The sequence below is a fragment of the Pseudomonas sp. MS646 genome (assembly GCF_036693845.1).
Lineage (GTDB): Bacteria > Pseudomonadota > Gammaproteobacteria > Pseudomonadales > Pseudomonadaceae > Aquipseudomonas > Aquipseudomonas chlororaphis_E.
Genome location: NZ_CP144763.1, coordinates 6069189 through 6095528, shown reverse-complemented (window position 1 = coordinate 6095528; position 26340 = coordinate 6069189). Strand labels below are relative to the sequence as shown.

Below are 26340 nucleotides of genomic sequence, written 5' to 3'. Positions count from 1 at the left end.
CTCTGTGCTGTGAGCGCTTCGCGCTCAAGCGGGAGCAAGCTCCCTCGCCACAGGTTACGGGCCTACCTCAGGCGAGTTCGCCACACAAATCCAGCTCGACCAACCGGCGAACCTCGTCCACCGGCAAGCCGGCGCCAATCAACGCCTGCACCTTGCCGAACGCCGCTTCGCGGGTCATGCCACCACCGGACAACACGCCGACGCCCCGCAGGCGGCTGCCGGCCTCGTACACATCCAGCTCGACGCCTCCTTCGTGGCATTGGGTCACCGCCACCACGACCACGCCGTTGTCCCGCGCTCGCTGCAGGCTGGCAAGGAAGGCTGGGTTGTCGCTGGGCCCGGTGCCGCTGCCGTAGCACTCCAGCACCAGGCCCTGGATACCGCTGCCCAACAGGCCATCGAGGATTTCGGCGCTGATGCCGGGAAACAGCGGCAGCGCCGCGACGTTCGCCAGTCGCTTGGGCTGGTTGTAATTCAGTTGCGTCGGCAGGGAAGGCGCCTTGGCGCCGCCACCCTGGCGTTCCAGGCGCTTGAACGGGTGACGGCCGAAGCTGCGCACTTTCGCGCAGCGGGTCGGTGGCAGCAGCTCGCCATGGAAATACAGGTGCACGCCCGGCGCCAGGCCCTGGCCGAGGGCGACCAGGGCGCCGCTGAGGTTTTCCCAGGCGTCGCTGTCGGTCACGCCCGCCGGCAACATCGAGCCGGTGAAGCAGACGCGGGCGTGCAGGCCGAGCAGTTGGAAGCTCATCGCGGCAGCGCTGTAGGCCAGGGTGTCGGTGCCGTGCAGGATCAGCACGCTGTCGCACCCTTGCACATCAACCGCCTCGACCACCGCTTCGCGCAGTTGCTGCCAGTAGTCCGGGGTCATGTTGGCGCTGTCGATCAAAGGCGACATTTCCCGGAAGCGCCACTGCGGGACGACGAGTTCGGGTTGGCTGTGCAGGTAGTCGCGCATCCGCGCTTCGAAACCGGATGCAGGCGCCAGGCCGTGGGCGCTGGCTTGCATACCGATGGTGCCGCCGGTGTAGAGCACCATGACGTGTTGGGCGGCAGGGTAGGTCGAGGCATTCATGGTTGTTCTCCAGGAAAGAAAACGGCAGCTTCAATGGGCTGCCACAACATAAGGCCGAGCATGACGCCGACCTTACGCTGTGTCACGCCGGGCGCAGGGGATGCGCCCGGTTTTTCAACAGTGGTCGCCGATCAGCGTTGCGCTGCGGCCACGCCCGCCGGGGCGCCCTGAGGGTTGGCAACCGGTGCCGACGGGTTGGCCGGCCAGGCCTTGCGGTCCAGGTCCAGGTCGGGGAACTGGCTGGAGTCGAAGACAGGCACCTTGATACCGGCCGAACGCTGGTTGTCGTAGTCGCGCAGGATGCGCATGCCGACCTTGAACAGCAGGAACAGCGCAATCAGGTTCACGAACGCCAGCAGGGTCATGGTGATGTCGGCGAAGGCGAACACGGTGCTGAGGTTTTCGATGGCACCCCAGAAAATCAGCACCAGTACCAGCGAGCGATAGGCGATCAGAGCCTTGCGGTTCTCACCCAGCATGAAGCGCAGGTTGTTCTCGCCCAGGTAGTAGTTGTAGAGGATCGAGGTGAAGACGAACAACGCCAGGGCCACGGAGATGAACATCCGGCCCCAGTCACCGACGACCGCCGCCAGGGAGTTCTGGGTCAGGGCAATGCCGTCGCCTTCGAAACCTGGGGTATAGAAGCCGGACAGCAGGATCAGCAGCGCAGTGCAGGTGCAGATCACGAAGGTGTCCAGGAACACGCTGAACGCCTGGACCACACCCTGGGCGACCGGGTGCTCGACCGACGCCACGGCCGCCACGTTAGGCGCACTGCCCAGGCCGGCTTCGTTGGCGAACACGCCGCGCTTGACGCCCATCACGATGGCGCTGCCGATCAGGCCACCAAAGGCTTGATCCAGGCCGAAGGCGCTCTTGACGATGGTCGCGAGCATGGCCGGCACGTGGTCGAATTGCAGCACGATCACGTAGATGGTCACGCCGATGTACACCAGGGTTTTGACCGGTACCAGCAGGTCGGCGACCTTGGCGATGCGCTTGATCCCGCCGATGAACACCAGGCCCAGCAGGACCGCCAGGCCCAGGCCGGTGTAGGTGGTGTCCAGGCCAAAGGCGTTGTTCAGCGAGTGGGTCACGGCGTGGGCTTGCAGGCCGTTGAAGGCGAAACCGAAGGTGATCAGCAGCAGGAAGGCCATGATCATGCCCAGCCAGCGCTTCTGCAGGCCGTGCTGGATGTAGTAGGACGGGCCGCCACGGTACTGGCCTTCGGAGTCGCAGCGCTTGTAGAGCTGGCCGAGGGAGCACTCGAAGAAGCTGCTGGACATGCCGACCAGGGCGGTCACCCACATCCAGAACACCGCGCCGGGCCCGCCAAGGGTCACGGCGATGCCGACACCGGCGATGTTGCCCGCGCCGACGCGGCCGGCCAGGCTGAGCATCAGGGCCTGGAAGGAGCTGAGCTGGCCAGCGCTGCTTCTGAGGCTGTCACGGAACACCGCGAACATGTGGAAGAAATGGCGGAACTGGACGAAACGCGAGCGGATCGTGAAGTAGCTACCGAGCCCAACAATGAGCACGATCAGCACTTTCCCTGAAAGGAAGTCGTTGATGACTTCGAGCATGAGTATTCCTCGCTGTTTTTTGTTTAAGCAAATGCTGGCCAGTTGGAAACATCGCGTTACATCGGCCGGCGGACGGCACGACAGGCGAGGCGATGTTTCGTCCCGGTCCATTTCGCGGGTTTGTTATTAGTTCGGGTTTCGCATGTGTTGGGGTCTCGCTACCGACGACCGCGCATGCGAAGAGGGGCGGCACTATACCTATCAGCGCGGTGCCCGTCTGCACAGTTGTGGTGCGTCCGACGAAACGGACCTTTGAAACAACCGGGCTCCTTTCAGTGCCCGGCATCTGCGGAGCTGCTTTGTGTGGGAGCGGGCTTGCGCGCGAATGCAGGGTGTCAGCCGCCATGACGTGTGCTGATACACCACATTCGCGAGCAAGCCCGCTCTCACCTTCTTCAGCTTCCAGACTTCTTTTCAGCCTCTGGTCAATTAAAAAAAGGGCTTGGGGACGAGCCCCAAGCCCTCAAAAGGTGAGAGGTGTCTAGTCCCTCGACCTGGTGAGCGTTGGCTTTGTACGAAAAGTGCCTGATCGCCGCTCGGCGCCCTTTCGTACAAACCCTAGTCGCGTCGATCACGCTTTGAGCGGGACCAGGCGCGGAGCAATCATGTTTTCCGGGCGCAGGATGTCGTCGAGCATGGCGTCGTCGAGCAAGCCTTCCTCGCGCACCAGTTCCAGCACGCCGCGGCCACTTTCAAGGGCGACACGGGCGATGCGGGTGGCGTTTTCATAGCCGATGTACGGGTTCAGGGCAGTGACCAGGCCGATCGAGTGTTCGACCAGCTCGCGGCAGCGCACTTCGTTGGCGGTGATGCCGACGATGCAGTGCTCGCGCAGCATGTCCATGGCCCGTTGCAGCAGGCGGATCGAGTCGAAGATCTTGAAGGCGATCAGCGGCTCCATCACGTTCAACTGCAGTTGGCCGCCTTCGGCTGCCATGGTCAGGGCCAGGTCGTTGCCGATGATCTGGAAGGCCACCTGGTTGACCGCTTCCGGGATCACCGGGTTGACCTTGCCAGGCATGATCGAGCTGCCTGGCTGGCGGGCCGGCAGGTTGATTTCGTTGATGCCGGTGCGTGGGCCGCTGGACAGCAGGCGCAGGTCGTTGCAGATCTTCGACAGCTTGACCGCGGTGCGCTTGAGCATGCCGGAGAACAGCACGAAGGCGCCCATGTCGGAGGTGGCTTCGATCAGGTCGGCGGCCGGTACCAGCGGCTGGCCGCTGATGGTCGCCAGGCGCTGTACGGCCAGGGCCTGGTAGCGCGGGTCGGCGTTGATGCCGGTGCCGATGGCGGTGCCGCCCAGGTTCACTTCGGTGAGCAGTTCGGGTGCCAGGGTCTTGAGGCGTGCCAGGTCTTCGCCCAGGGTGGTGGCGAAGGCGCGGAATTCCTGGCCGAGGGTCATCGGCACGGCGTCTTGCAGCTGGGTGCGGCCCATTTTCAGGACGTGGCTGAATTCTTCACCCTTGGCCGCGAACGCCTGGATCAGGCTGTCGAGGCTGGCCAGCAACGCATCGTGACCCAGCAGCAGGCCCAGGCGGATCGCGGTTGGGTAGGCGTCGTTGGTGGACTGCGCCATGTTCACGTCGTTGTTCGGGTGCAGGTACTGGTATTCGCCCTTGTTGTGGCCCATGACCTCCAACGCGATGTTGGCGATGACTTCGTTGGCATTCATGTTGGTCGACGTGCCGGCGCCGCCCTGGATCATGTCCACCACGAATTCTTCGTGGAAATCACCGCGGATCAATCGTGCACAGGCTTCGCTGATGGCGGCGTGCTTGGCTTCGCTGAGCTGGCCCAACTCGCGGTTGGCATCGGCGGCGGCTTGCTTGACCATGGCCAGACCGACCACCAGCTTGGGGTAATGCGAAATCGGAACGCCGGAGAGGCGGAAGTTGGTCACCGCTCGCAGGGTCTGGATGCCGTAGTACGCTTGTGCCGGTACTTCGAGTACGCCAAGCAGGTCTTTTTCTGTGCGGAAAGATGCAGCGGAGGACATGACGGAAATCATCTCGATAAGGACCCGGTCTGAGCCGGAACGCCTCGAATCCTAGGCCTGCATGCAAATTAGGGCCAATGCTGTTAAACACTGCCCTATGCATATTCGGCATAATGCCGGTGTGACGCCGGCGTTATGGCGAGCGTGTGACCCGTTTTGGTGCATGTGGGAGGACGTGATGAATCTTGAAAGCAAATGGCTCGAGGACTTCAGTGCCCTGGCCGCGACTCGCAGTTTCTCCCAGGCGGCCGAGCGGCGCTTCGTCACGCAGCCGGCGTTCAGTCGCCGGATCCGCAGCCTTGAAGCGGCACTGGGGCTGACCCTGGTCAACCGTTCGCGCACGCCCATCGAGCTGACGGCGGCCGGGCAGTTGTTCCTGGTGACGGCGCGCACGGTGGTCGAGCAACTGGGTGAAGTGTTGCGTCATCTGCATCACCTGGAAGGCGGGCAGGGCGAGGTCATCCAGGTGGCCGCCGCGCATTCCCTGGCGCTGGGCTTCTTCCCGCGTTGGATCGCGCAGTTGCGCAACGAAGGCATGAACATCGCCACGCGCCTGGTGGCGACCAACGTGGGCGACGCCGTCCACGCCCTGCGCGAGGGCGGTTGTGACCTGATGCTGGCTTTCTATGATCCGGACTCTGCGATGCAGATGGACCCGGAGATCTTTCCGTCGCTGCACCTGGGCCAGACCCAGATGCTCCCGGTGTGTGCGGCGGATGCGGACGGCAACCCACTGTTCGACCTCGAAGGCGAGGCCAGCGTGCCGCTGCTGGCCTACAGCGCCGGGGCGTTTCTGGGGCGCTCGGTCAATCAGCTCCTGCGCCAGCGTGCGCTGCGCTTCACCACTGTCTATGAAACAGCCATGGCCGACAGCCTGAAAAGCATGGCCCTGGAAGGCCTCGGGATCGCCTGGGTGCCGCACCTGAGCGTGCGCGCCGAACTGGCCCGGGGCGAACTGGTGATCTGCGGCGGGGCGCAATGGCACGTCCCCCTGGAGATCCGCCTCTACCGCTGTGCCCTGGTGCGCAAGGCCAATGTCCGGTTGTTGTGGCGCAAGCTGGAGGGCGGGGTGGCCCAGAGTGTTCCCGGTTCTTGAAGACAGCGCAGACCCCATGTGGGATGTCACTGATATCAGAGTCATCACCGAGCCCCTGTGGGAGCGAGCTTGCTCGCGATGACGGACTGACATTCACCGTTGCATTGACTGACCGGTCGCTATCGCGAGCAAGCCCGCTCCCACAAGGGATTTGTGTCGTTGTTCTGCTGACCTCGAAGTCAATAAAACCGCCGCTTCGCCTCAAATGACAGATGGTCGGCGAAAGTGCGTTTAACGCACCGTTTTCGGTATACTGCCCGGCCTTCGGTCGGTTCACCCGGCCATTATTCGTACAACAAGCCACGCCGGTTTCCCGCGTGGCTTGTTGTTTTTTGACGCGCCCGCGGGCGCCCAGAGAGAAGAGGCACATTGATGAGTGCATTGGTTGGCGTGATCATGGGCTCCAAGTCCGATTGGTCCACCCTTAGCCACACCGCCGATATGCTGGAAAAGCTCGGCATCCCCTACGAGGTGAAAGTGGTCTCTGCCCACCGCACCCCGGACTTGCTGTTCCAGTACGCCGAAGAAGCCGAGGCCCGTGGCATCGAGGTGATCATCGCCGGTGCCGGTGGCGCGGCCCACTTGCCAGGCATGTGTGCGGCCAAGACCCACCTGCCGGTGCTGGGCGTGCCGGTGCAGTCGTCGATGCTCTCGGGCGTCGATTCGCTGCTGTCGATCGTGCAGATGCCGGCCGGCATCCCGGTGGCGACCCTGGCCATCGGCAAGGCCGGTGCGATCAACGCCGCCTTGTTGTCGGCGAGCATCCTGGGCGCCAAGCACCCGCAGTTTCATACCGTGCTGAAAAAATTCCGTGCTGAGCAGACAGACAGCGTCCTGGACAACCCGGACCCGCGCATTGCCTGAGGTGGTTGACGAATGAAGATCGGTGTAATCGGTGGCGGCCAGTTGGGTCGCATGTTGGCCCTGGCGGGGACGCCGCTGGGGATGAACTTCGCTTTCCTGGACCCAGCGCCGGACGCCTGTGCCGCCGCGCTGGGTGAGCACCTGCGGGCCGATTACGGCGACCAGGATCACCTGCGCCAGTTGGCCGATGAAGTCGATCTGGTGACTTTTGAGTTCGAAAGCGTCCCGGCTGAAACGGTTGCCTTCCTGTCCCAGTTCGTCCCCGTCTACCCAAGCGCCGAAGCGCTGCGGATCGCTCGCGATCGCTGGTTCGAAAAGAACATGTTCAAGGACCTGGGCATTCCTACCCCGGCCTTCGCCGACATTCAATCCCAGGCCGATCTCGACGCGGCCGTCGCCGCCATCGGCCTGCCGGCTGTCCTCAAGACCCGCACCCTGGGGTATGACGGCAAGGGCCAGAAAGTTTTGCGCAGCCCTGAAGACGTGGCCGGCACCTTTGCCGAACTTGGCAGCGTGGCCTGCCTGCTGGAGGGCTTCGTGCCGTTCACCGGGGAAGTCTCGCTGATCGCCGTGCGTGCCCGCGACGGTGAGATCCGCTTCTACCCGCTGGTGCACAACACCCACAAGGACGGCATCCTCAAACTGTCCGTCGCCAGCACCGACCACCCGCTGCAAGCCTTGGCCGAGGATTATTCCAGCCGGGTGCTCAAGCAGCTCGACTATGTCGGCGTCATGGCGTTCGAGTTCTTTGAAGTGGACGGTGGCCTCAAGGCCAACGAAATCGCCCCGCGTGTGCACAACTCCGGGCACTGGACCACCGAAGGCGCCGAGTGCAGCCAGTTCGAAAACCACCTGCGGGCGGTGGCTGGCCTGCCGCTGGGGTCGACCGCCAAGGTCGGTGAAAGCGCGATGCTGAACTTCATTGGCAAGGTGCCGGACACCGAGAAAGTCCTGGCGATTGCCGACTGCCATCTGCATCACTATGGCAAGGCCTTCAAGGCCGGCCGCAAGGTGGGTCACGCCAACCTGCGTTGTGCTGACCGGGCGACCCTTGCCCAGCAGATCATCCAGGTCGAGGCGCTGATCGCCGAGCAATAATCTGAAACATTGTTGGAACCATTCGTCGGCCGAATTCTCTCATGGCAAGGTGCCAAAGTCTGACTAGGCTTTGGCATGACGCTCAATCAAAAGGGGAATTGCCATGGGAATCATCGGAACCATCTTTATCGGCTTGATCGTCGGCCTGCTGGCACGCTTCCTGAAACCGGGCGATGACAGCATGGGCTGGATCATGACCATCCTGCTCGGTATCGGCGGTTCGTTGGCAGCCACCTACGGCGGCCAGGCCCTGGGCATTTACCAGGCCGGCGAAGGCGCGGGCTTCATCGGTGCCCTGGTGGGCGCGATCGTGCTGCTGGTGATCTACGGCCTGATCAAAAGAAACTGATTCAAATGCGACAAAGCCCTCTGCTCGCGGCGCGCGCAGGGGGCTAGAATGCTCGGCGTTCCACCCTTTCCTCATTGCCGAGCCCGTTCATGCGCCGTCTAGTGTTGACCCTTCTTTTGCTAGGCAGTGGCCTGGCCCATGCTGCCGAATTGCCGGAAACCGATTGGCTCGAGCTGATGCCCAAGTCGGACCAGAAGGCCCTTGAGGCCATGCCTGAAATCGACCACAACTCCCCCGAAGCCGACGGCACGTTCACCAATAAAGGTGGCCTGAAGCAGAGCAAGGGGTTGCCGGCGGTGATGTATTCGACCAAGACCGTGGCGTCGATGAACGACAAGCACATCCGCATCGGCGGCTATCCGGTGCCGTTGGAAGCCGACGCCAAGGGCCGCAGCACGCTGTTTTTCCTGGTGCCTTACCCGGGTGCCTGCATCCACGTCCCGCCACCGCCGCCCAATCAACTGGTGCTGGTGCGCTACCCCAAGGGCTTGAAGCTGGACGACATCTACACACCGCTGTGGGTGATCGGCACGCTAAAGATCGAAAAGGTCGACAACGACCTGGCCAGCGCCACCTATGCGCTGGACGCGGAAAAGGTGAGGGTGGTGAAGGAAGCTGATCTGTAACGCAGAAACGCTTTGTAAAACTCCATGCTGGCCTTTCATCCAATTGTCATATTTCAGCCATAGAGTGTTCACACGGCTTACCGATACTTGGCCGACTTAACACACCCTATCTGCTAGGAGTAAGGCATGAAACTGAAGCGTTTGATGGCGGCAATGACCTTTGTCGCCGCTGGCGTTGCGACTGCCAACGCGGTTGCCGCTGTTGACCCTGCGATCCCGAGCTACACCAAGACCACTGGTGTGTCGGGCAACCTGTCCAGCGTCGGCTCCGATACCCTGGCCAACCTGATGACCTTGTGGGCCGAGAACTACAAGAAAGAATACCCGAACGTAAACATCCAGATTCAGGCCGCCGGTTCCTCCACCGCGCCGCCCGCACTCACCGAAGGCACCTCCAACCTGGGCCCGATGAGCCGCAAGATGAAGGACAACGAGCTGCAAGCCTTCGAGCAGAAGTACGGCTACAAGCCAACCGCTATTCCAGTGGCGGTCGACGCCCTGGCGGTGTTCGTACACAAGGACAACCCGATCCAGCACCTGACCATGGAACAGGTTGACGCGATCTTCTCGTCCACCCGTCTGTGCGGCGGCAAAGCCGACGTCAAGACCTGGGGCGACCTGGGCGTGACCGGTGACCTGGCCAACAAGCCGGTGCAACTGTTCGGCCGTAACTCGGTATCCGGCACCTACGGCTACTTCAAGGAAGAAGCCCTGTGCAAAGGCGACTACAAGGCTAACGTGAACGAGCAGCCTGGTTCGGCTTCGGTCGTGCAGTCCATCAGCTCTTCGCTCAACGGCGTGGGCTACTCGGGCATCGGCTACAAGACCGCCAGCGTGAAGACCGTGGCCCTGGCCAAGAAAGGCAGTACTGAGTACATCGAAGACACCGAAGAAAACGCCCTGAACGGCAAATATCCGCTGTCGCGTTTCCTCTACGTGTACGTCAACAAGGCTCCGAACAAGCCTCTGGCCCCGCTGGAAGCCGAGTTCGTGAAGCTGGTCCTGTCCAAGCAAGGCCAGGAAGTCGTGGTCAAGGATGGCTACATCCCACTGCCAGCCAAGGTCGCCGCCAAGGCGCTGGCTGACCTGGGTCTGTCGGAAGGCGGCAACGTCGCCAAGAAGTAACGCCTGAGTCCGGGCCAATGCCCGGGCTTTCTGTGGGAGCGAGCTTGCTCGCGATAGCGGTGGGTCTGTCGACACTGATGTTGAATGTGGCGCCCTCATCGCGAACAAGCTCGCTCCCACACACTAATTTTCTCTCCGCTGCCGGTTCCCACGGGCGGCGGTTTTGTTGCGTCACTGCATTGTCATCTTTCTGTCATACAGGATCGCTAGGGTGTGCGCATGAATGATCTGGCCAATTCCACAATGACTACGACTTCCCCTCCCAAGCGCATTGACTTCAATACGCCTGAGCTGCAACGCAAGCGCCGTGTCCGTGCGCTCAAGGATCGCCTGACCCGCTGGTACGTCCTGGTGGGCGGCCTCGCGGTACTCGCGGCCATTACCTTGATCTTCTTCTTCCTGGCCTATGTAGTGCTGCCCCTGTTCCAGGGCGCGGACCTGACCGCCAAGGACCCGATCACCCCGGCCTGGATGCAAGACGCCGGCAAACCCCTGATGATTGCCATCGAAGAACAGAACCAGGTGGCGATGCGGGTTTCCGACAAGGGCCAGGCGCTGTTTTTCGACGTTCACAATGGTACCGAGCTGCGCCGCGTCGATCTGCCGATCCCGGCCGGCGCCAGCGTGACGTCCATCGGTGAAGACCAGCCCGGCAGCCCGCTGGTGGTGATCGGTTTGTCCAACGGCCAGGCCCTGGTGTTCCGTCACACTTATAAGGTCAGCTACCCGGACGGCAAGAAAACCATCTCGCCCGCTGTCGAGTACCCGTACGGCGAAACGCCTATCGCCTTGAACGAGCAGGGTGCCGCGCTGGAGCATGTCAGCCTCAACGCCACCGATTCGACCCTGCTGCTCGCCGGTTCCAGTGGCGCCCAACTGCAGGTGCTGTCGCTGACCAGCGAAGAAAACATGATGACCGGCGAAGTCACCAGCGAGCAGACGCGCATCGACTTGCCGCAGATGACCGAGCCGGTGAAGAACATCTTCGTCGACCCACGCCAGCAATGGCTGTATGTGATCAACGGACGTGCCCAGGCCGACGTGTTCAGCCTGCGGGACAAGAGCCTCAACGGGCGCTACAAACTGCTGGAAAACGGCGAAGCCCAAGTCACCGCGTCGACCCAGCTGGTGGGCGGCATTTCGCTGATCGTCGGCGACTCCAAGGGTGGTCTGAGCCAGTGGTTCATGGCACGCGATCCTGACGGCGAGCAGCGCCTGAAGCAGATCCGCAGTTTCCAGATGGGCACCACGCCGATTGTCGAGATCACTGCCGAGGAGCGTCGCAAGGGCTTCGTTGCCCTCGATGCGTCCGGCAAGCTCGGGGTGTTCCACAGCACGGCCCATCGCACGTTGCTGGTGGACCAGGTGGTCGACGGCCAGGGCCTGTTCGGCATGTCGCCACGGGCCAACCGGTTGATCGTCGAGCAGGGCGGCAAGCTGCAACCGCTGACGCTGGATAATCCGCACCCGGAAGTCTCGTGGAGCGCGTTGTGGAGCAAGGTCTGGTACGAAAACTACGACGAACCCAAGTACGTCTGGCAATCGACCGCGGCCAACACCGACTTCGAGCCCAAGCTGAGCCTCTCGCCGCTGACCTTCGGTACCCTCAAGGCGGCGTTCTACGCGATGTTGCTGGCGGCACCGCTGGCGGTCGCGGCGGCGATCTATACCGCCTACTTCATGGCTCCGGGCATGCGCCGCAAGGTCAAGCCGGTGATCGAGCTGATGGAAGCGATGCCGACGGTGATCCTCGGTTTCTTCGCCGGCCTGTTCCTGGCGCCGTACGTCGAAGGCCACCTGCCGGGCATCTTCAGCCTACTGATGTTGCTGCCGATCGGCATCCTGGTGGCCGGCTTCGTCTTCAGCCGCCTGCCCGAGTCCGTGCGCCTGAGGGTGCCGGATGGCTGGGAAAGCGCCTTGCTGATCCCGGTAATTCTGTTCGTGGGCTGGCTCTCGCTGTACATGAGTCCGTACATGGAAGCCTGGTTCTTCGGCGGTGACATGCGCATGTGGATCTCCCATGACCTGGGCATCACCTACGACCAGCGTAACGCCCTGGTGGTCGGCCTGGCGATGGGCTTCGCAGTGATCCCGAACATCTACTCCATCGCTGAAGACGCCGTGTTCAGCGTGCCACGGGGCCTGACCCTGGGCTCCCTGGCCCTGGGCGCCACGCCGTGGCAGACCATGACCCGCGTGGTGATCCTCACCGCCAGCCCGGGCATTTTCTCGGCCTTGATGATCGGCATGGGCCGCGCGGTGGGTGAAACCATGATCGTGCTGATGGCCACCGGTAACACCCCGGTCATGGAAATGAACCTGTTCGAAGGCCTGCGCACCCTGGCGGCCAACGTGGCGGTGGAAATGCCCGAGTCGGAAGTCGGCGGCAGCCATTACCGCGTGCTGTTCCTGTCGGCGCTGGTGCTGCTGTTGTTCACCTTCGTCATGAACACCCTCGCCGAGCTGATCCGTCAGCGTCTGCGCAAGAAATATTCGTCGCTTTAAGAAAGGTAGAAGTCTGTGAAACAGAACTCCCTGAAAGGATGGTTCAAGAGCGGCGCCCCCGGCGTCTGGATCAGCGGTGGCGCGGTGTCCATCGCGGTCATCATGACCATTGGCCTGCTGGCGGTGATTGCCGTGCGCGGCCTGGGCCACTTCTGGCCGGCGGACCTGATCCACGCCAACTACAACGTGCCGGGCATGCCTGCGCACCTGGTGGTGGGCGAGGTGGTGCAGAAAGAAGAAGTGCCTCGCGAGCGGCTCAAGAGCGCCGGCCTGCCGGTGCCCGACGAAGGCCCGGAATTCATGATCCGCGAGCTGGTCAAGGTGGGCAACCGTGACCTGAACGGCACCGACTTCACCTGGATCGTCGGCGACTGGCTGACGAACCAGACCACGCCACCGGAACTGATGGCCATCGAGCGTCGTGAGTGGGGCAACTTCTACGGCTACCTGGTCAACGTCAAGGAAGATGGCAAGGTCATCGCCGAGGGCGAGGCTGCCTGGCCGCAGTTGCAGACCCGCATTGCGCGGGTCAACAAGCTCGCCGCGGAACTCAAGACCCTGGAAAAATCCGACATCGGCGCGATCAACGCCGGCCTGGAACGTATCCGCCTGCACGGGCGCAAGCTGGAGCTGGAGGGCAAGCTCGACGCCGCCGCCCAAGCTGACATGGCCAGTGAGCGGGCCGAGCTCGACGCCCGCTACAAGGACATCGAGGCGCGCCTGGCCGACCTGCACGCGCAGTTCAACCGCGACAGCCTGACTGCCCGCGACGCCAACGGCAAGGAAGTGGAGATCGGCATTGGCAAGGTGGTGCACGCCTATCAGCCGAACGGCATGGGCACGCTGACCAAGCTGGGCTTCTATTTCAGCAAGGTCTGGGAGTTCCTCAGCGACGACCCGCGTGAAGCCAACACCGAGGGCGGCATCTTCCCGGCGATCTTCGGCACGGTGATGATGACCCTGATCATGGCGATGATCGTGACCCCGTTCGGCGTGCTGGCCGCGGTCTACCTGCGTGAGTACGCTCGCCAGGGGCCGATGACCCGCTTGATCCGCATCGCGGTGAACAACCTGGCGGGGGTTCCGGCGATCGTCTACGGCGTGTTCGGCCTGGGCTTCTTCGTCTATGTGCTGGGTGGCTCGGTGGACCGTCTGTTCTTCCCCGAAGCCCTGCCGGCGCCGACCTTCGGCACCCCCGGTCTGCTCTGGGCGTCGCTGACCCTGGCGCTGCTGGCGGTCCCGGTGGTGATCGTGGCGACGGAAGAAGGCCTGGCGCGGATCCCGCGTACCGTGCGCGAAGGCTCCCTGGCCCTCGGCGCGACCAAGGCCGAGACCTTGTGGAAAATCGTCCTGCCGATGGCGAGCCCGGCGATGATGACCGGCATGATCCTCGCCGTGGCCCGTGCCGCCGGTGAGGTGGCGCCGCTGATGCTGGTGGGTGTGGTGAAGCTGGCGCCGTCGCTGCCGCTGGACGGCAACTACCCGTACCTGCACCTGGACCAGAAGATCATGCACCTGGGCTTCCATATCTATGACGTGGGCTTCCAGAGCCCGAACGTCGAGGCCGCACGGCCGCTGGTATACGCCACGGCGCTGTTGCTGGTGCTGGTGATCGCCGTCTTGAACCTGTCGGCGGTATGGATCCGTAACCACCTGCGCGAAAAGTACAAAGCATTGGATAGCTGACAGCGCTTAGCCACGAGCGGCAAGCTAGAAGCCGCCTCTGCCCAAACTTGCAGCTTGCAGCTCGAAGCTTGCAGCTACGAACGGAGTGAGACCATGCAACACGAAGCACATACACACGGCATCAACATGTCGGCCCTGGGCCGCGACAAGCAGAGCCTGGACCTGGCCCAGGAAACCGTCGCCATCGAAGTGCCCGGCCTGAGCCTGTTCTACGGCGAGAAACAAGCGCTGTATGACGTCAGCATGAACATCCCGAAGCAGCGCGTCACCGCGTTCATCGGCCCGTCGGGTTGCGGCAAGTCGACCTTGCTACGCACGTTCAACCGCATGAACGACCTGGTGGACGGTTGCCGCGTCGAAGGCGAGATCAACCTCTACGGCAACAACATCTACCGCAAGGGCGAGGACGTGGCCGAGCTGCGTCGTCGCGTGGGCATGGTGTTCCAGAAACCGAACCCGTTCCCGAAAACCATCTACGAGAACGTGGTCTACGGCCTGCGCATCCAGGGCATCAACAAGAAGCGTATTCTCGACGAAGCCGTGGAATGGGCGCTCAAGGGCGCGGCGCTGTGGGACGAGGTCAAGGACCGCCTGCATGACTCGGCCCTGGGCCTGTCCGGCGGCCAGCAGCAGCGCCTGGTGATTGCCCGCACCATCGCCGTGGAACCCGAAGTGCTGCTGCTCGATGAGCCATGCTCGGCCCTGGACCCGATCTCGACGCTGAAGGTCGAGGAGCTGATCTACGAGCTCAAGTCCAAGTTCACCATCGTCATCGTGACCCACAACATGCAACAGGCGGCGCGAGTGTCCGACTACACCGCGTTCATGTACATGGGCAAACTGGTGGAATTCGGCGACACCGATACCTTGTTCACCAACCCGGCCAAGAAACAGACCGAAGACTACATTACGGGCCGCTATGGCTAGCGGTAGCTGCGAGCCGCAAGCTTCAAGCGGCAAGTAAAAGCAGTTTAGCGTAACGACACATATCAGCTTGCAGCTTGAAGCTTGCAGCTCACAGCTTTTGCGGAGCAAAACCATGATTTCGAAGGAAGGCCTTACTCATCACATTTCCGCACAGTTCAATGCCGAGCTCGAGGAAGTGCGCAGCCACCTGCTGGCCATGGGCGGCCTGGTGGAAAAGCAGGTGAACGACGCGGTGACCGCGCTGATCGAGGCCGACTCCGGCCTGGCCCAGCAGGTGCGCGAGATCGACGACCAGATCAACCAGATGGAACGCAACATCGACGAAGAGTGCCTGCGCATTCTGGCCCGTCGTCAGCCGGCGGCGTCCGACCTGCGCCTGATCATCAGCATCTCCAAGTCGGTGATTGACCTTGAACGGATCGGCGACGAAGCCACCAAGATCGCCCGTCGTGCCATCCAGTTGTGCGAAGAAGGCGAAGCGCCCCGTGGTTACGTCGAAGTGCGCCACATTGGCGACCAGGTGCGCAACATGGTTCGCGACGCGCTGGATGCGTTCGCCCGCTTCGACGCCGACCTGGCGTTGTCGGTGGCCCAGTACGACAAGATCATCGACCGCGAGTACAAGACCGCCCTGCGTGAGCTGGCGACCTACATGATGGAAGACCCGCGCTCCATCTCCCGGGTGCTGAGCATCATCTGGGTCCTGCGTTCCCTGGAGCGTATCGGCGATCATGCGCGCAACATCTCCGAACTTGTGATCTACCTGGTGCGCGGTACCGATGTACGGCACATGGGGCTCAAGCGCATGAAGGAAGAAGTTGAAGGCACCCCGTCCGAAACCGCTAATGTTCCAGGCGAGACGGACGATAAGTAAGATTGCCAAGAAAAGCGCCCGGCCTTCTGGTCGGGCTTTTTTTTGGGTTTTTTTTAATCGAAAGCAGCACCCCGTGAACGAAAAGTCCCGGCGTGACTGACGGTTTTTGGCAATGTGCCATCAGTAAAAGCGGTATGCTTGCCGGGATTTTTTAGAGGTGTATCTGGATGAGTAAGGTCAGTGTGTTGGTCGTGGATGATGCGTCGTTCATTCGCGACCTGGTGAAGAAGTGCCTGCGCAATTACTTTCCGGGCGTGCGCATCGAAGACGCGGTAAACGGCAAGAAAGCCCAGGCCCTGCTGGCCCGCGAGGCGTTCGACCTGGTGCTGTGCGATTGGGAAATGCCCGAGATGTCCGGCCTGGAGCTGCTGACCTGGTGCCGTCAGCAGGACAATCTCAAGGGCATGCCGTTTGTCATGGTGACCAGCCGTGGCGACAAGGAAAACGTCGTCCAGGCGATTCAGGCCGGCGTGTCCGGCTACGTCAGCAAGCCGTTTACCAACGAACAGTTGCTGACCAAGGTCAAGCAGGCCCTGCACAAGGTCGGCAAGCTCGACACCCTGATGAACAGCGCCCCGACCAAGATGAACTCGGCGTTCGGCAATGACTCCCTGAGTGCCCTCACCGGGGGCAAGGCCGCTCCGGTCGTGGCGGCTACGCCTGCCGTTGCCGCCGCCAGGCCGGCCGCCGCGGCGCCTGCACCTGCTGCCGCCGCTGCGGCGCGTGGCCTGCTCAACAGCCCACCGGTCAAGGCCCCTGCTGCCGCCGCGCCGGCTGGCAATCGTGGCCAGGGCCAACTGCGTCTGTCCAGTGGCACCCAGCAATGCGTGATCAAGGCCCTGAGCCTCAAGGAAGCCTTGCTGGTGGTCAAGCGCAGCGACAACCTGCCCCAAGTGCTGGAAAGCGCCGTGCTGGACATGGAGCAGGGCGACAACGCCGAGACCGCACGCCTGAACGGCTACCTGCACGCCATCGTCGCTCACGAGCAAACGCCTGACAGCGAATGGCTGCAACTGACGTTCCGCTTCGTCGACAAAGACCCGCAGAAACTCGACTACATCTCCCGCCTGATCGCCCGCGGCACCGCCCAGAAGCACTTCGTGCCGGGTGCCTGATCCGGCGGCGCTTCGAGTCCGCTATCGCGAGCAAGCTCGCTCCCACACGGAATCTTCAGTATTCACTGGATCGAGTGTGGGAGCGAGCTTGCTCGCGATGGGGCCATTAGATCCAACACCGATCGCTGATCCAATTTTGAAACATCCGTCGACTACGCTGGTCCATCCCAGCTGCTAGGCTGCTGTGCAGGCCTTCATCTTTCGACAGAACCTTTGCCCATGCTCGCGCCCCTGTTGTTCGCCTGCGGTCTGGTCCTGGCCTCCACCTCGGCCATGGCCATGACCATCTACAAATCCACCGACGCCAACGGCGTGGTGTCCTACAGCGACCGCCCGAGCAAGGGTGCCCAGGTGTTCGTGTTTCGCGACCGCATGGTCGAACACCTGGAACGGCAGGTGTTTCTCGATATCAAGAAGCAGAAGGGCGCGGACGCGGTGTTCGTGCGCAATGACCTGTACGCCCCGGTGGAGATCGAGTTGAGTTTTGCCGGGCTGGGCAACGTGAGCGGGGCGCCGAGCCGGCCGATCCGCAGGGTACTGCCGGCGCGCAGCAACCTGCGCCTGGCGCTGCTCACGGCCACCCAACCCGGCAGGCCGCTGGTGTATACCCCAAGGTTCGAATACTCCCTGGGCGACCCGGCAGGCGCGGCACAGGCCTATCGTTACCCGTTGCCGTGGCGGGGTGGGCCTTTCCGGCTGAGCCAGGGCGCCAACGGCCAGTACAGCCACTACGGGCCGAAGAACCGCTACGCCATGGACATCGCCATGCCCGAAGGCACACCGATCATCGCGGCGCGGGGCGGGGTGGTGATCAAGACCGAGAATGAGCAGACTGGCCGTGGCGACGATCCCTCGGGCAACTTCGTGCGGGTGCTGCACGACGACGGGACCATGGGGGTCTACCTGCACCTGCAGAAGGGTTCGGTGAGCGTGCGCGAAGGGCAGCGGGTGACGGTGGGCTCGCCTTTGGCGTTGTCCGGCAATACCGGCAACAGCTCCGGCCCGCACCTGCATTTCGTGGTGCAGCGCAATACCGGGCTGGGGCTGGTGTCGATTCCGTACCAGTTCAATCAGCCGGTGGGAGAGCTGCCCAACTTTGCGTTGGGCAAGCAATAGCCCCTGCACTCGCGAAGGAGCTTTTGTGGCGAGGGAGCTTGCTCCCGCTCGGTCGGTCCGACACCTCGGGCGAAGCAGTCGTCGCTTTAGGGCCGCTTCGCGACCCAGCGGGAGCAAGCTCCCTCGCCACAGGTGATCATCGCAACGGTCTAGACATGGAGGAGGTTGACACTCAATCGAGCATCAACACCTTCGCCAGGATGATCTTCGGCCCTTTCATCTTCTTGATGATGATCCGCAGGCCTTCGACTTCCAGCACTTCTTCCTCTTCCGGCACGCGCTTGAGGGTTTCATAGACCAGCCCGGCGAGGGTTTCGGCCTCGATGTGGTCCAGGTCGATCCCCAGCAGGCGCTCGACCTTGAACAACGGCGTGTCGCCGCGTACCAATAGCTTGCCCGGCTGATACGCCAGGATGCCGCGCTCGGCCTTGCGGTGTTCGTCCTGGATATCGCCGACTAGCACTTCCAGCACGTCTTCCATGGTCAGGTAGCCGATGATGTTGCCGTCGGCTTCCTCCACCACGGCGAAGTGCGAGCCGCCCTTGCGGAACTGCTCCAGCAACTGCGACAGCGGCATGTGCCGCGACACGCGCTCCAGGGGCCGGGTCAGCTCGGCCAGGTTGAACGACTCGGGAATGTGATCCAGGGCCGCCAGCTCCAGCAGCAGGTCCTTGATGTGCAGCAGGCCGACGAACTCCTGGCGCTCGCTGTCGTACACCGGGTAGCGGCTGAACTTGTGGCGACGGAACATCGCCAGGATTTCCTTGAGCGGCGCGTTGAACTCCAGCGTGACCAGGTCTTCCCGGGAGTTGGCCCAGTCCACCACTTCCAGTTCGCCCATTTCCACGGCCGACGCCAGGACGCGCATGCCCTGGTCGCTGGGGTCCTGGCCGCGGCTGGAGTGCAGGATCAGTTTCAGTTCTTCACGGCTGTAGTGATGTTCGTGATGCGGGCCGGGCTCGCCCTGTCCGGCGATGCGCAGGATGGCGTTGGCGCTGGCGTTGAGCAGGTAGATCGCCGGGTACATGGCCCAGTAGAACAGGTACAGCGGCACGGCGGTCCACAGCGACAGCAGTTCGGGCTTGCGGATCGCCCAGGACTTGGGCGCCAGCTCGCCGACGACGATGTGCAGGTAGGAAATGATGAAGAAGGCAGTGAAGAACGAAACCGCCTTGATCACTTCCGGTGACTGCACGCCCACCGCGCCCAGCAGCGGCTCGAGGATGTGGGCGAACGCCGGCTCACCGACCCAGCCCAGGCCCAGCGAGGCGAGGGTGATGCCCAGTTGGCAGGCCGACAGGTAGGCGTCGAGCTGGCTGTGGACGGTTCGCAGGATGTGCCCGCGCCAGCCGTTCTGCTCGGCGATTGCCTCGACCCGGGTCGAGCGTAGCTTGACCATGGCAAATTCGGCTGCAACGAAAAAGCCGTTGAGCAAAACCAGGATCAGAGCGAAAAGAATCATGCCGAATTCGGCGAAGAGTGTAACGAGGGACAAGCCAGGGGAAGGGTCCATGATGGAGTTTTGCAGGTTCCGTATTAGCCGTAAAAGTAGGAAATCAGTGCCTGAAAAGGCAGGCACAAGTCAGCCAATGTAGCGGCTGACTCGGCTGTTGCCTAGGGGGCAATGCCGGCCGGTATCAATCGGCCGGGCTGGCGAGGCGCGCGCGAACCACTTGTGCCGGGGTGAAATGGCAGGTGAACGTGCTGCCATGGCCGGGCACGCTGCTGATTTCCATGCGCCCGCGATGACGCAGCAGCACGTGCTTGACGATCGCCAGGCCCAGGCCGGTGCCCCCGGTGTTGGAGTTGCGGCTGGAGTCGACGCGGTAGAAGCGTTCGGTCAGGCGCGGCAGGTGCTTGCTGTCGATGCCGATCCCCGAGTCCCGCACGCTCAGGTGCGCGCCTTGCTCGTCGCCCCACCAGCGCACGTGGATCCGGCCTTGCTCGGGCGTGTACTTGACCGCGTTGAACACCAGGTTGGAAAACGCGCTGCGCAGTTCCGCCTCGCTGCCCTTGAGCTGCACGCCCGGGTCGGCTTCCAGGGTGATGGTCTGTTGCTTGGGGCCGGACAGTTCCTGTGCGTCCTCGGCAATGGTCTGCAGCAGGTCGTCGATGGGCACCGGCTGGTTGTCCGACGGATAGTCGGTGGCCTCCAGCTTCGCCAGCAACAGCAAGTCGTTGAGCAGGGTCTGCATGCGCCCGCTTTGCTGGTGCATCTGCTGCAAGGCTCGGGTCCAGCGCGGGTTCACCTCCTCGACGTTGTCGAGCAGGGTTTCCAGGTAGCCGCAGATCACCGTCAACGGCGTGCGCAGTTCGTGGGACACGTTGGCGATGAAGTCTTTGCGCATCTGCTCCAACTGGTGGATGCGGGTCACGTCCCGCACCAGCATCAGGTGCTCGTTGTTGCCGTAGCGCGTGATGTACAGCTGGATCCGCAGCCGGTCGTTGGTGGGCGAGGGGATTTCCAGCGGTTCGGCGTAGTTGTCCTGCTCGAAGTATTCCTTGAAGCGCGGATGGCGCACCAGGTTGGTCACCGGCTGGCCGCTGTCCTGGGGCGTCTTGAGGCCCAGCAGGGTCTCGGCGGCGCGGTTCCACCATTCCAGGTTGCCTTCGCTGTCGAGCATGATCACGGCGTCCTTGAGGGCCGCGGTGGACTCCTGGACCCGGTCGATCACCGCCTGCAGGCGCCCGCGCACGCGCTGGTCGCGCCGTTGCAGGTGGTAGATGCTGTCGAACACTTCGCCCCACAGGCCATAGCCGTCGGGCGGGGCTTCGTCGGGTTGGTGCAGGCGCAGCCATTCGTGCAGGCGCAGCAGTTGCTTGAGGGTCCAGGCCAGGTACAGCCCCAGGCCCGCAGCTAGGCTCCAGCCGTAGTAGCCGGTGATCAGGCCGACGACCAGGCTGCCGGTCACCAGCAACAACATGTGGCGAATCAGGGTGCCATGCCAGTTTTGATTCACGGGGCTTCCTTTCGAAGCAGCTGAAAGCTGCAAGCTTCAAGCTGCAAGTTTGAAGCGGGTCGATAATGGCTTTTACTTGCAGCTTGTAGCTCAAAGCTCGCAGCTGCTTTTCTCATGCCTTCGTCGAAAAACGATACCCGGTGCCGCGCACGGTTTGTACCAGATTCTCGTAGGCATCGCCGAGGGCCTTGCGCAGGCGTCGGATGTGCACGTCCACGGTGCGTTCCTCGACGTAGACATTGCCGCCCCAGACCTGGTCCAGCAGTTGCCCGCGGGTGTAGGCGCGTTCCTGGTGGGTCATGAAGAATTGCAACAGGCGGTATTCGGTCGGGCCCATCTCGGCGGGTTTGCCGTCGATGGTTACGCGGTGGCTGATCGGGTCCAGCAGCAGGCCGCCGACTTCGATCGGCGCTTCGCCATCGGTCGGCCCGGCACGGCGCAGCACGGCCTTGAGGCGCGCCACCAGCTCGCGCGGGGAAAACGGCTTGGTGATGTAGTCGTCGGCACCGACTTCCAGGCCCTGGATCTTGTTGTCCTCTTCGCCCTTGGCGGTGAGCATGATGATAGGGATGTCCCCGGTCAGCTCGTCGCGCTTGAGCCGGCGCGCCAGTTCGATGCCGGACGTGCCGGGCAGCATCCAGTCCAGCAGGATCAGGTCGGGCTTGCGGTCGACGATGATGGCGTGGGCCTGTTGAGAGTTCTCTGCTTCCATGCAGTCATAGCCGGCCATCTCCAACGCAACGGCAATCATCTCGCGGATGGGCGCCTCGTCGTCGACGATCAGAATGCTCCTGCCAACCATGGGGTAATCCTCTTGTCATTTAACTGTCTTGCGCCGCATTAGATAACGGAATTATTGCAGTCGTGTGACAACAATTTCATTGACCGGCGATGTGGGGGATCCTGGGCTAAGCTTTCAGTCCGAATCCTGACAACCACAAAAGAAGGTTTCCATGACTCCGATGACTGTTTCTTTCAAAGCCCTGCTGCTGGCGGCTGCCGTGGCCCTGCCTGGATTGGCCATGGCTGCCGATCCCGCAATGGAGAAGGACGGCATGTTTACCGACCATAAGGGCATGACTCTCTACACCTACGACAAGGACGCAGACGGCAAGTCCAACTGCAACGGTCAATGTGCGGAAAACTGGCCACCGCTGATGGCTGGGAGCGATGCGAAGACGATGGGCAAGTGGACCGTAGTGAAACGTGATGATGGTTCGATGCAATGGGCATACGACGACGATCCGTTGTACACCTACAAAGGCGACGAGAAGGCCGGTGACAAGGCCGGTGAGGGGAAAGGCGGCGTCTGGCACATAGCCAAGCCTGACTGACTCGGGTCTGCCAAGAGACGATGTGGCGAGGGGATTTATCCCCGTTGGGCTGCGAAAGCAGCCCTAAGGCCGCGATCCCAGTCTGCCTGACACTACGAGATGTCAGGTTTCAGGGCTGCTTCGCAACCCAGCGGGGATAAATCCCCTTGTCACAAAAAGCGCCGCTCAGCGCAGCGCGTAATCCAGCACGATCCCCACGAAAATCGCCATCCCGGCCCAATGGTTGTGCAGGAATGCCTGGAAGCAGCGCATCCGGTCCTTGCCGCGGGTGTACCAGAACTCCCAGGCAAAGCACGCGGCAGCGGCGACCAGGCCCAAGTGGAACCAGCCGCCGAGCTTGAACTGCGAGCCGGCCAGCAGCAGGCAGCCCAGGGCCAGGCCTTGCAGGGTCAGGATGATCGCCCGGTCGGCATCGCCAAACAGAATCGCCGTGGATTTCACGCCGATTCGCAAGTCATCGTCCCGGTCGGTCATCGCGTAATAGGTGTCGTAGCCCACCGTCCACAGCAGGTTGGCGATGTACAACAGCCACGCGGCTGCCGGCAGATGGCCGGTTTCGGCGGTGAAGGCCATCGGCATGCCCCAGGAGAACGCCGCGCCCAGCACCACTTGCGGGTAATAGGTGTAGCGCTTCATGAACGGGTAGGTGCACGCCAGGGCCAGCCCGCCCAGGGACAGCAGGATGGTCGGCGCGTTGGTGCACAGCACCAGCAGGAAACTCACGGCCATCAGCACGGCGAAGAACACCAATGCCTCTTTCGAACTGATCTTGCCACTCGCCAAAGGGCGCTGCGCGGTGCGCTTGACGTGGCCGTCCACCTTGCGGTCGGCCCAGTCGTTGATCACGCAACCGCCGGCGCGGGTCAGCACCACGCCGAGGACGAAAATCACGATATTGGCCAGGGAGGGCGAGCCTTCACCGGCGACCCACAGCGCCCACAGTGTTGGCCATAACAGCAGGTAGATGCCGATGGGCTTGTCCATGCGGGTCAGTTGCACGAAGTCCCAGGCCCGAGGGTTCAGGCGGTTCAGGGATTTGAGCAGTTGCAGGTACATCAGCAATTCTCCGAATAGGCACGGGCGACCGTCCACACGCGTGGCAAGAAGACTTCCGCCACCAGCACGCTCAGCGCGCCGCGGTCGAAGCGCGAACGGCGGCCCCACAGTTCACGGCGGCGCACATCGGCCGGCAACCATTGTTCGGGGTAATGGCAAACCTCGATGGCCCGGCGCTGGAACGCCTGGTCGCAAAACAGCAGTTCGCCCAGGGAGCGGCTGCCCAGTTCATCCAGGTGCAACCCGTCGCCCTGCAACGCACTGCGCGCCGCCACGCTGCGGGCAAATACCCACGGCTCGCCGTGACCGCGCAGGTACACCTCGCGCACCCAGCCCTCGCTGCCGTGCGCCAGGTCCAGAGCCGCGCATTCATCGTCGCGCAGCGGTTGCCAGCCTTCGAACAGCGGCGTCACGCTGAAGTGATCGTCCGACAGGCTCGTCAGGCGGCGGGTCAGGGAACCTTCGTCGAACAACCAGTCGAGTACACAGGCATCGGGACGGGGCGACAGCAGCGGCCCGGGCAGCCATTGGAGTGTAGGAAATATCGAATTTGTCGGCGGCACAGAGGTCATGAATGGCAGCAAATGAGGCCGCGAGCTTACCATGTCGGTCGGCGATGTTGACGGGTTGGACCTGCCGTCGTTCCGATCACGCTTGCATCTGGCGCGACCGATCAGTACAAAACGCCCTGAGCCGGAAGGGCGTTCTCATCGACCCGACCAATACCGGCAAACGCCTGACACCTGAGGAAGTACCTGAATGAAGAAGTGGCAATGTATCGTCTGCGGCCTGATCTACAACGAAGCCGAGGGTTGGCCCGATGACGGCATCGCCGCCGGGACCCGTTGGGAAGACGTACCGGCAGACTGGCTGTGCCCGGACTGCGGCGTCGGCAAGATGGATTTCGAAATGATCGAAATCAACTAAGCGAACCCCTGACCGTTTCCCTGGATGGAGAGCAACATGAGCGCACCTGTCGTCATCGTCGGTACTGGCCTGGCCGGTTACAACCTGGCCCGGGAGTTTCGCAAGCTCGATAGCGAAACCCCCTTGCTGTTGATTACCGCCGACGACGGTCGCTCCTACTCCAAGCCGATGCTCTCCACCGGCTTTGGCAAAAACAAGGATGCCGACGGCCTGAGCATGGCCGAGCCGGGGGCCATGGCCGAGCAGCTCAAGGCCGAGGTCCGCACCCATACGCGCATCAGCGGCATCGACCCGGGGCACCAGCGGCTGTGGATCGGCGAGGAAGCGGTGAACTACCGCGACCTCATCCTGGCCTGGGGCGCCGAAACCGTGCGTGTGCCGGTACAGGGCGACGCCTCGGACCTGATCTTCCCCATCAACGACCTGGAGGACTACGCGCGCTTCCGGTCCGCCGCTGCCGGCAAGCGCCGGGTGCTGCTGCTCGGCGCCGGGCTGATTGGCTGCGAGTTCGCCAACGACCTGATCCTGGGGGGCTACGAGGTGCAACTGGTGGCCCCGTGCGAACAGGTGATGCCGACGCTGTTGCATCCGGCGGCCGCTGCGGCGGTTCAGGCCGGGCTGGAGAGCCTGGGGGCGCGGTTCCACCTGGGCCCCGTGCTCAATCGCCTGCAACGCGGCGCCGACGGGCTTGAGGCGCACCTGTCCGACGGCCAGGTGATTGCCTGCGACCTGGTGGTGTCGGCCATCGGCCTGCGCCCGCGCATCGACCTGGCGGCGGCTGCCGGCCTGGTGGTCAACCGCGGCGTGGTGGTCGACCGTCATTTGAAGACCTCCCACGCCAATATCTACGCCCTGGGCGACTGTGCCGAGGTGGATGGCCTGAACCTGCTGTACGTCATGCCCCTGATGAGCTGTGCCCGGGCCCTGGCCCAGACCCTGGCGGGCAACCCGACCGCCGTGAGCTACGGCCCCATGCCGATCACCGTGAAAACCCCGGTGTGCCCCCTGGTGGTGTCGCCACCGCCTCGCGGCCGAGAAGGCGTGTGGAGCGTCGAAGGGCAGGGCGCCGACATCAAGGCACTGTGTCGCGACGCCCAGGGCAACCTGCTGGGCTATGCCCTGACCGGCGCCGCGGTGATGGAGAAACTGGCGCTGAACAAGGAACTTCCGGGCTTGCTGGCGTAAATACTGGTCGTTCTGTCGCAAAAACCCTACTTTTGACCCCACAAAGGTCGTTCGGACACTGGCGTCGTCCTCGGCCCCGTGCCATTCTCACTCCCGTCTGCCGCAGTGTAGAGCCTGCGGCGCCTTAGGGGCTGTTCCACAGAGAGCAGCACGGACATAACAACAAAAAAACCGTCAAAGGGGCTTCATTCATGCGTAAACCAGAACTCGCCGCCGCCATCGCGGAAAAAGCAGACCTCACCAAAGAACAAGCCAACCGCGTCCTCAACGCCGTCCTCGAAGAAATCACCGGCGCCCTGCACCGCAAGGACAGCGTCACCCTGGTGGGCTTCGGCACCTTCCTGCAACGCCATCGCGGCGCCCGCACCGGCAAAAACCCACAAACGGGTGAGCCAGTGAAAATCAAGGCCAGCAACACCGTTGCCTTCAAACCGGGCAAGTTCTTGAAGGACAGCGTTAATCCGTAATTGCTACGGGCTCTCCGGACTGGGGGGATAAAGCAACCACGAAAAAGGCACACCGAGGGAGTCGGGTGCCTTTTTTTGAGCGCGCGATTTGTCCCGCCGGTTACGGCATGCTCATCAGTGCCATGCGCAGGCGTCTGATCAGTTTCGGGGTCTTGAGGCAATCGGCCGGGCGCTTGTTGTCCAGGGCCGGGACGACCTGTTCCAGCCACCACAGGCCTTCCTTGAGGCCGCGTTTGCCGTAGAGCACGACGGCCATGTCGAGGTGGCCGTCCATGGCCTTGGCCAGTGCGCGGGCGTTGTCGTCGAGGTAGTCCTCTTCATACAGGCGCACGAACGTTTGCCAGTCGGCATCGCCGACGTATTCGTCTTCCAGTCCCAT

25 protein-coding genes are annotated in these 26340 nt (G+C 62.8%); 16 read left to right on the top strand and 9 right to left on the bottom strand.

The window, feature by feature from the left end; all coding sequences use genetic code 11:
* Positions 1–67: 67 nt before the first annotated feature.
* The 3 genes from V3H56_RS27090 to aspA form a co-directional block, all read right to left on the bottom strand.
* A complete protein-coding gene (locus tag V3H56_RS27090) occupies positions 68–1072 on the bottom strand; it encodes an asparaginase (protein ID WP_042731959.1) in 1005 nt (334 codons plus the stop codon).
* A 131-nt stretch (positions 1073–1203) separates the two neighbouring features.
* On the bottom strand, positions 1204–2655 hold the full coding sequence (locus tag V3H56_RS27085) for an alanine/glycine:cation symporter family protein (RefSeq protein WP_042731958.1): 1452 nt from the start codon (positions 2653–2655) through the stop codon (positions 1204–1206).
* 571 nt (positions 2656–3226) lie between these two features.
* Positions 3227–4651: an aspartate ammonia-lyase gene (gene aspA / locus V3H56_RS27080; protein WP_042731957.1), complete on the bottom strand. Its 1425-nt coding sequence runs from the start codon at positions 4649–4651 to the stop codon at positions 3227–3229.
* 178 nt (positions 4652–4829) lie between these two features.
* On the opposite strand from aspA, the gene V3H56_RS27075 reads away from it, so the two are divergent.
* From V3H56_RS27075 to V3H56_RS27020, 12 genes are all read left to right on the top strand, one after another.
* Positions 4830–5747, top strand: coding sequence for a LysR substrate-binding domain-containing protein (locus tag V3H56_RS27075; RefSeq protein ID WP_042731962.1), 918 nt, complete (start codon positions 4830–4832; stop codon positions 5745–5747).
* A 372-nt stretch (positions 5748–6119) separates the two neighbouring features.
* A complete protein-coding gene (purE, locus tag V3H56_RS27070; protein ID WP_003196369.1) occupies positions 6120–6611 on the top strand; it encodes a 5-(carboxyamino)imidazole ribonucleotide mutase in 492 nt (163 codons plus the stop codon).
* 12 nt (positions 6612–6623) lie between these two features.
* On the top strand, positions 6624–7709 hold the full coding sequence (locus V3H56_RS27065) for a 5-(carboxyamino)imidazole ribonucleotide synthase (protein WP_042732869.1): 1086 nt from the start codon (positions 6624–6626) through the stop codon (positions 7707–7709).
* Positions 7710–7812: 103 nt separating this feature from the next.
* On the top strand, positions 7813–8058 hold the full coding sequence (locus tag V3H56_RS27060; protein ID WP_042732870.1) for a GlsB/YeaQ/YmgE family stress response membrane protein: 246 nt from the start codon (positions 7813–7815) through the stop codon (positions 8056–8058).
* Positions 8059–8147: 89 nt separating this feature from the next.
* Positions 8148–8684, top strand: a complete 537-nt coding sequence (locus V3H56_RS27055) for a DUF3299 domain-containing protein (protein WP_047735731.1) — start codon at positions 8148–8150, stop codon at positions 8682–8684.
* A 126-nt stretch (positions 8685–8810) separates the two neighbouring features.
* Complete coding sequence (locus V3H56_RS27050) at positions 8811–9809, top strand: phosphate ABC transporter substrate-binding protein PstS (protein WP_047735733.1); 999 nt, start codon at positions 8811–8813, stop codon at positions 9807–9809.
* Positions 9810–10280: 471 nt separating this feature from the next.
* Entirely contained in the window at positions 10281–12314 is a 2034-nt protein-coding gene (locus V3H56_RS27045) for an ABC transporter permease subunit (RefSeq protein WP_199925092.1), read from the top strand.
* A 15-nt stretch (positions 12315–12329) separates the two neighbouring features.
* Positions 12330–14000 carry a phosphate ABC transporter permease PstA gene (gene pstA / locus V3H56_RS27040; protein ID WP_042731814.1) on the top strand — a complete coding sequence of 557 codons (1671 nt, stop codon included), beginning with the start codon at positions 12330–12332 and terminating at the stop codon, positions 13998–14000.
* Between the two features lie 93 nt (positions 14001–14093).
* The gene (pstB, locus tag V3H56_RS27035; RefSeq protein WP_042731815.1) at positions 14094–14927 is read left to right on the top strand and encodes a phosphate ABC transporter ATP-binding protein PstB; all 834 of its coding nucleotides are present in this window, start codon (positions 14094–14096) and stop codon (positions 14925–14927) included.
* A gap of 112 nt (positions 14928–15039) precedes the next feature.
* Complete coding sequence (gene phoU, locus V3H56_RS27030) at positions 15040–15801, top strand: phosphate signaling complex protein PhoU (RefSeq protein ID WP_030139132.1); 762 nt, start codon at positions 15040–15042, stop codon at positions 15799–15801.
* A gap of 167 nt (positions 15802–15968) precedes the next feature.
* On the top strand, positions 15969–16916 hold the full coding sequence (locus V3H56_RS27025) for a response regulator (RefSeq protein WP_042731816.1): 948 nt from the start codon (positions 15969–15971) through the stop codon (positions 16914–16916).
* Positions 16917–17135: 219 nt separating this feature from the next.
* Positions 17136–18032, top strand: coding sequence for a M23 family metallopeptidase (locus tag V3H56_RS27020; protein ID WP_338474039.1), 897 nt, complete (start codon positions 17136–17138; stop codon positions 18030–18032).
* A 172-nt stretch (positions 18033–18204) separates the two neighbouring features.
* On the opposite strand, the gene V3H56_RS27015 is transcribed toward V3H56_RS27020, so the two are convergent.
* From V3H56_RS27015 to phoB, 3 genes are all read right to left on the bottom strand, one after another.
* Positions 18205–19545 (bottom strand): hemolysin family protein, encoded by a 1341-nt coding sequence (locus V3H56_RS27015; protein WP_042731548.1) that lies wholly within the window; start codon positions 19543–19545, stop codon positions 18205–18207.
* A gap of 124 nt (positions 19546–19669) precedes the next feature.
* Complete coding sequence (phoR, locus tag V3H56_RS27010; RefSeq protein WP_234408038.1) at positions 19670–20956, bottom strand: phosphate regulon sensor histidine kinase PhoR; 1287 nt, start codon at positions 20954–20956, stop codon at positions 19670–19672.
* 148 nt (positions 20957–21104) lie between these two features.
* A complete protein-coding gene (gene phoB / locus V3H56_RS27005; protein ID WP_003177195.1) occupies positions 21105–21794 on the bottom strand; it encodes a phosphate regulon transcriptional regulator PhoB in 690 nt (229 codons plus the stop codon).
* 151 nt (positions 21795–21945) lie between these two features.
* Between phoB and V3H56_RS27000 the strand changes: the two genes are divergently transcribed.
* Positions 21946–22326 (top strand): hypothetical protein, encoded by a 381-nt coding sequence (locus V3H56_RS27000; protein WP_047735738.1) that lies wholly within the window; start codon positions 21946–21948, stop codon positions 22324–22326.
* Between the two features lie 165 nt (positions 22327–22491).
* Here the strand turns inward: V3H56_RS27000 and ubiA are convergent, their stop codons facing one another.
* On the bottom strand, positions 22492–23382 hold the full coding sequence (gene ubiA / locus V3H56_RS26995; protein ID WP_042731545.1) for a 4-hydroxybenzoate octaprenyltransferase: 891 nt from the start codon (positions 23380–23382) through the stop codon (positions 22492–22494).
* Positions 23382–23954 (bottom strand): chorismate lyase, encoded by a 573-nt coding sequence (locus V3H56_RS26990; protein ID WP_160310717.1) that lies wholly within the window; start codon positions 23952–23954, stop codon positions 23382–23384. The genes ubiA and V3H56_RS26990 overlap by 1 nt, the downstream gene beginning before the upstream one ends.
* Before the next feature lie 187 nt (positions 23955–24141).
* Between V3H56_RS26990 and V3H56_RS26985 the strand changes: the two genes are divergently transcribed.
* The 3 genes from V3H56_RS26985 (at position 24142) to V3H56_RS26975 (ending at position 25961) form a co-directional block, all read left to right on the top strand.
* Positions 24142–24309, top strand: a complete 168-nt coding sequence (locus tag V3H56_RS26985) for a rubredoxin (protein ID WP_041476603.1) — start codon at positions 24142–24144, stop codon at positions 24307–24309.
* A 36-nt stretch (positions 24310–24345) separates the two neighbouring features.
* On the top strand, positions 24346–25494 hold the full coding sequence (locus tag V3H56_RS26980; protein ID WP_042731544.1) for an FAD-dependent oxidoreductase: 1149 nt from the start codon (positions 24346–24348) through the stop codon (positions 25492–25494).
* 191 nt (positions 25495–25685) lie between these two features.
* Positions 25686–25961, top strand: coding sequence for an HU family DNA-binding protein (locus tag V3H56_RS26975; RefSeq protein ID WP_003177201.1), 276 nt, complete (start codon positions 25686–25688; stop codon positions 25959–25961).
* A 100-nt stretch (positions 25962–26061) separates the two neighbouring features.
* Here V3H56_RS26975 and V3H56_RS26970 read toward each other — a convergent pair whose 3' ends face one another.
* The gene (locus V3H56_RS26970) at positions 26062–26340 is read right to left on the bottom strand and encodes a hypothetical protein (protein ID WP_042731543.1); all 279 of its coding nucleotides are present in this window, start codon (positions 26338–26340) and stop codon (positions 26062–26064) included.

Coding starts and splice junctions, on each gene's coding strand:
- V3H56_RS27090 (WP_042731959.1), bottom strand. CDS start 1,072: ATGAATGCCTCGACCTACCCTGCCGCCCAACACGTCATGGTGCTCTAC.
- V3H56_RS27085 (WP_042731958.1), bottom strand. CDS start 2,655: ATGCTCGAAGTCATCAACGACTTCCTTTCAGGGAAAGTGCTGATCGTG.
- aspA (WP_042731957.1), bottom strand. CDS start 4,651: ATGTCCTCCGCTGCATCTTTCCGCACAGAAAAAGACCTGCTTGGCGTA.
- V3H56_RS27075 (WP_042731962.1), top strand. CDS start 4,830: ATGAATCTTGAAAGCAAATGGCTCGAGGACTTCAGTGCCCTGGCCGCG.
- purE (WP_003196369.1), top strand. CDS start 6,120: ATGAGTGCATTGGTTGGCGTGATCATGGGCTCCAAGTCCGATTGGTCC.
- V3H56_RS27065 (WP_042732869.1), top strand. CDS start 6,624: ATGAAGATCGGTGTAATCGGTGGCGGCCAGTTGGGTCGCATGTTGGCC.
- V3H56_RS27060 (WP_042732870.1), top strand. CDS start 7,813: ATGGGAATCATCGGAACCATCTTTATCGGCTTGATCGTCGGCCTGCTG.
- V3H56_RS27055 (WP_047735731.1), top strand. CDS start 8,148: ATGCGCCGTCTAGTGTTGACCCTTCTTTTGCTAGGCAGTGGCCTGGCC.
- V3H56_RS27050 (WP_047735733.1), top strand. CDS start 8,811: ATGAAACTGAAGCGTTTGATGGCGGCAATGACCTTTGTCGCCGCTGGC.
- V3H56_RS27045 (WP_199925092.1), top strand. CDS start 10,281: ATGCAAGACGCCGGCAAACCCCTGATGATTGCCATCGAAGAACAGAAC.
- pstB (WP_042731815.1), top strand. CDS start 14,094: ATGCAACACGAAGCACATACACACGGCATCAACATGTCGGCCCTGGGC.
- phoU (WP_030139132.1), top strand. CDS start 15,040: ATGATTTCGAAGGAAGGCCTTACTCATCACATTTCCGCACAGTTCAAT.
- V3H56_RS27025 (WP_042731816.1), top strand. CDS start 15,969: ATGAGTAAGGTCAGTGTGTTGGTCGTGGATGATGCGTCGTTCATTCGC.
- V3H56_RS27020 (WP_338474039.1), top strand. CDS start 17,136: ATGCTCGCGCCCCTGTTGTTCGCCTGCGGTCTGGTCCTGGCCTCCACC.
- V3H56_RS27015 (WP_042731548.1), bottom strand. CDS start 19,545: ATGGACCCTTCCCCTGGCTTGTCCCTCGTTACACTCTTCGCCGAATTC.
- phoR (WP_234408038.1), bottom strand. CDS start 20,956: ATGTTGTTGCTGGTGACCGGCAGCCTGGTCGTCGGCCTGATCACCGGC.
- phoB (WP_003177195.1), bottom strand. CDS start 21,794: ATGGTTGGCAGGAGCATTCTGATCGTCGACGACGAGGCGCCCATCCGC.
- V3H56_RS27000 (WP_047735738.1), top strand. CDS start 21,946: ATGACTCCGATGACTGTTTCTTTCAAAGCCCTGCTGCTGGCGGCTGCC.
- ubiA (WP_042731545.1), bottom strand. CDS start 23,382: ATGTACCTGCAACTGCTCAAATCCCTGAACCGCCTGAACCCTCGGGCC.
- V3H56_RS26990 (WP_160310717.1), bottom strand. CDS start 23,954: ATGACCTCTGTGCCGCCGACAAATTCGATATTTCCTACACTCCAATGG.
- V3H56_RS26985 (WP_041476603.1), top strand. CDS start 24,142: ATGAAGAAGTGGCAATGTATCGTCTGCGGCCTGATCTACAACGAAGCC.
- V3H56_RS26980 (WP_042731544.1), top strand. CDS start 24,346: ATGAGCGCACCTGTCGTCATCGTCGGTACTGGCCTGGCCGGTTACAAC.
- V3H56_RS26975 (WP_003177201.1), top strand. CDS start 25,686: ATGCGTAAACCAGAACTCGCCGCCGCCATCGCGGAAAAAGCAGACCTC.
- V3H56_RS26970 (WP_042731543.1), bottom strand. CDS start 26,340: ATGGGACTGGAAGACGAATACGTCGGCGATGCCGACTGGCAAACGTTC.